Source organism: Hyphomonas sp., from assembly GCF_041689225.1.
Classification (GTDB): Bacteria; Pseudomonadota; Alphaproteobacteria; order Caulobacterales; family Hyphomonadaceae; genus Hyphomonas.
This window is the reverse complement of record NZ_JBDNGN010000140.1, coordinates 1-3,755: the sequence shown is the minus strand read 5'-3', so window position 1 is coordinate 3,755 and position 3,755 is coordinate 1. Positions and strand designations below refer to the sequence as shown.

General features: G+C 56.9%; 4 protein-coding genes and 1 pseudogene. 1 reads left to right on the top strand and 4 read right to left on the bottom strand.

The window, feature by feature from the left end:
- Positions 1-564, top strand: a 564-nt coding sequence (locus tag ACESNB_RS14025) for a BCCT family transporter (RefSeq protein ID WP_373008364.1), incomplete at its 5' end; no start/stop codon positions are given.
- 163 nt (positions 565-727) lie between these two features.
- Here the strand turns inward: ACESNB_RS14025 and ACESNB_RS14020 are convergent.
- The 4 genes and pseudogenes from ACESNB_RS14020 to ACESNB_RS14005 form a co-directional block, all read right to left on the bottom strand.
- Positions 728-1,234, bottom strand: a pseudogene (locus ACESNB_RS14020) (transposase); the annotation flags it as partial.
- 124 nt (positions 1,235-1,358) lie between these two features.
- The gene (gene galK, locus ACESNB_RS14015; RefSeq protein WP_373008362.1) at positions 1,359-2,393 is read right to left on the bottom strand and encodes a galactokinase; all 1,035 of its coding nucleotides are present in this window, start codon (positions 2,391-2,393) and stop codon (positions 1,359-1,361) included.
- Entirely contained in the window at positions 2,390-3,469 is a 1,080-nt protein-coding gene (locus ACESNB_RS14010) for a galactose-1-phosphate uridylyltransferase (protein ID WP_373008360.1), read from the bottom strand. Before ACESNB_RS14010 ends, galK begins: the two co-directional genes overlap by 4 nt.
- 36 nt (positions 3,470-3,505) lie before the next feature.
- Positions 3,506-3,755, bottom strand: a 250-nt coding sequence (locus tag ACESNB_RS14005) for a hypothetical protein (protein WP_373008358.1), incomplete at its 5' end; no start/stop codon positions are given.

Here is a 3,755-nt window from a genome sequence, read left to right as displayed (position 1 = left end):
TACTGGGCCTGGTGGATTGCGTTCGCTCCCTTTGTCGGAATATTCGTCACGCGAATTTCGAAAGGCCGTACCATCCGCCAGGTTCTGCTTGGGATGTCGGTGTTTGGCAGCCTCGGTGTATGGGCGTTCTATATAATCTTTGGAAACTACGCTTTGCACCTTGAGCTTACAGGCGCACTGCCGGTCGTCGACATGGTTCACGACGACGCCGCCTCTGCCATCGCGTCCGTGATCGCTCATCTTCCATTCGGAAAAGTGGCCCTGGCAATTTTCGTTGCAGTGACAACTGTCTTCGTGGCGACGACCTATGATTCCGCAAGCTATACGCTCGCCTCGGCGGCTACGCAGGCCTTGCACGCTGGCGAAGACCCCGCTCGCTGGCACCGTTTGTTCTGGGCCGGTATTCTTGGACTGCTTCCAGTAGGCTTAATGTTTATTGGTGGACTGAAAGTCGTTCAGTCGGCGGTGCTCCTTGCAGGCCTTCCGATAGCGATTTCGGGCGTGTTCATGGTGCGCTCGCTGCTACGTTGGTTGAAGGAGGATGCGGCCGAGACCAGTGCCTGATGCTTTGCGGGGTATTGTCAAAGGAGGAAATTCAGAACGGTGCTGCTTGCGCCGTCGCCCCAATTTCCGGCGAACCACGCTGTGGCAACTACGGTGCGGAGAAGAGCAACAGGAAACAATCGGCTATCAAACACTAGAAATGTCATTTCCTTTGGCAATATCAGTGCGAGTTCTCCGCCCGATTATTGAGATGGTGTCCGTTTTCCTGGCGCTTCTCATTCCCGATCGCTTTCATAGCCGCTCGATAACAGGGGCGCTTGCCCGCAAGGACGACATCCGGGCTGCCATAGCGCTTCATTGCTTTCTTCAGGAATTTCAACTCAGCAGCCGTATCAGTGACGTAGGATTCAAGGACTTCTCCTTCGTGGTCGACAGCTCGTCAGAGATAGTGCCTCTCGCCGCAGATCTTCACGAAGACCTCGTCCAGGTGCCACCGCCATTGCGGGATTCTTCGCATCGACTCGGAGCGCCGTCTCCTGATCTTGTGTGCGAAGTATGTGCCGAACCGATCGACCCAGAGACGGACGCTTTCGTAGCAGATATCGATCCCGCGCTCATGAAGAAGGTCTTCAACGTTTCGGAGCGCCAGTGGAAATCTGACGTAGTTTAGCCCGCCAAGCTGGACGATTGCACGCGACGTTTTGAAGTAGTGGAACAGATTTTTCGACATGAAGGAGGCTGCTTGCTGAGATCGATCACCCCAAGCCCGGTTCCTTTGACAATCCCTCCCGCGCGGCATCGAACTTGACGTGCCAATCGTGCGAGGAAATCTCCGTCTGTTCAGAGGTCCGCACTCAAATGATCCGCTCGATTGAAGGATGTCGAAGTTTGAGCGCGTTCCACCAAGTTTCCACGCGTTCCGGCTCAACAAGCGCCACAATACAGCCACCGAATCCCGCACCTGTGATGCGTGCGCCGTCAGCGCCAAGGCTGACAGCGTCGCAAACGAGTTGGTCGATTTCGGGGGTGGAGACCGCCATATCCTCGCGAAGCGAGTCGTGGCTTTCATTCATCAATCTACCGAATTTGGAACGGTCACCTGTGCGTAGCGCTGCTATGGCGTCCCTTGATCGCGCGGCCTCAGATATTGCATGTCGGGCTCTGTTGAGGAGCGGTGCATCGAGAGCGTCGATAGACAACAGGCTGGCCTCGCATAAGTAATCCACGCCAAGTGTTGCGGCCGCTTCAAGGCATTGGTCGCGCCGGACTCGGTAGCGCCCGTCGGAAAGGGCCCGACGGACACCTGAATGAATAACGACAACCGACCATGCCTCCGGCAGGTCCAGCAGCGCGTAGGAACAATCCCGGGTATCAAGCGCCAGCACCGTACCGGGCTCTCCCAGTGCCACAGCCATCTGGTCCATAATACCGCAGGGCACACCGATAAAGTTGTTCTCGATTTCCTTCGCTGCGAACGCCAGCGCCTCTCCATCTACGTCTGCAAGGCCACTGCTTGCAGCTTTTAGCGTTGCTACGATGATGGCAGCTGACGATGACAGCCCGGCCCCAACAGGAATGGTGCTTTCGACGCTCACGTCTTGTCCACTCTCGATCCAGTTTCGACTTCGCGCATACTGCAAGGCGCCGCGAACATAATCCGACCAATGGTCTTCTGCGGGTGCATCGATGGTAAAATTTTGACTCACCGCGAAGTTCGTGGATTTGATCCCGTCCAGGGCCGTTCCGTTGGCGGTTATCTGCACGGTCGCGGATGGTGCCAACGCCATCGGCAAAACGGTGCCGCCATTGAAATCGATCCACTCACCGATGAGGTTCACTCGGCACGGAACCGTCGCCTCCCGCGTGACGAGACTGGATGGGTTTGTCATAGTACCCGGAGCCTTTCGGCTGCTTGTTCCGGTACGACATCGACTGTGAAGACACCCGTAAACTGTTCCACACTGGCAAGATATTTAAGGCGGCCCGCATCGCGCATGATCGGGAAGAACTGGACGGTGAACTGAAACTCATCCCCGGCCTCACGCGGTGCAGCCTGAAAGCTCATCATGTAGGGCATGGGCGCGCCGAATAGGCTGTCGAGCCGTCGCGGGATATCACCGAGCATGCGGGCGAGGGCCTCTATACCATCTGCGTTCAGGTCCCAGGGCCCCCGACAGGGCCGGCTAGGCATGATCCATGTCTCGAAGGGAAACCGAGCGAAGGGTGGAGAGAAGGCCACGAAGCCATCGTCTGATGCGATATCGAAAGCGCCGTCCCAAGAGGCGTGGTCCGCAACCAAGTCATAGCCGGCTGCGAACGCCCGCGCAGCCGCCGCCTGTGGCTCCGGAACAATGGCAAACGCGTAGATCTGACCATGAGGGTGTGGCAGTGTCACGCCAACTTCCTGGCCTCGGTTCTCGAATGGCAAGACATATGCTGCGCCACCCTCGAAAAGCGACTTATACCGGTCGATAAGCGCTTCAATAAGCAATACGCGCCGCTCTTGTCCTATACTTTGAAGGCTGCCTTCGGATTCAGCGGTGTAGACAATTACTTCGCATCGTCCATATGCAGAGCCGGTTGCCCATCGGCTTGGCTTCGATGCGCCTCCATCAGCTTGAAGGCTGGAGAACTGGTTGTCGAAGACGGCGAGTTCGAACTCCGAAAAGGGTATCTCTGTGGGCGCCGATCCCGGGCGCTCGGGGGCGAGCGGATCAGCTGCTGTGGCCGGCATGAACGTTCTTGATTGGCGGTGGGGCGAGTATATGGCCCACGTGTTGCGAAGCGGGTCGCGGCGAAGTTCGGAGCTATGATTACCGAAACCGACAAGCTCAGGACCCACCTTGCCTGAAGGTGACTCAAATCCGTAGAGCGAAACCTTACGTCCATCGGACTTGATATGGTCGCGGCGGAACAGCGTCCGCGAGCGTCCCTCCAGCGTTACGACTGTTCTGTCTTCATCCATGAGGCGCGCCAATATTCAGTTCTGATTTGCATATAGTTAAATCATGCTCGATGGATTGCGATAGGCTTGATCGAAGCGCACGCGTTCTAACCGCGGCACAAACATGAGGAAACGGAAATGGATTCGAGCTCGATCAGTGGAGACGGCCTGACATGCATTGTGGCCCGAGAGGCTGGATTCGGGTTCAAATTGTGCTTCCTTGGTCCAGTTGGTGCTAAAGATGGCGTGCGCCCTGTACGCCCGGAAAAGCTGCCGGCCAGTCCTGATATCGTCCCTGGTGTCAGTC

Coding starts and splice junctions, on each gene's coding strand:
- galK (WP_373008362.1), bottom strand. CDS start 2,393: ATGACAAACCCATCCAGTCTCGTCACGCGGGAGGCGACGGTTCCGTGC.
- ACESNB_RS14010 (WP_373008360.1), bottom strand. CDS start 3,469: ATGGATGAAGACAGAACAGTCGTAACGCTGGAGGGACGCTCGCGGACG.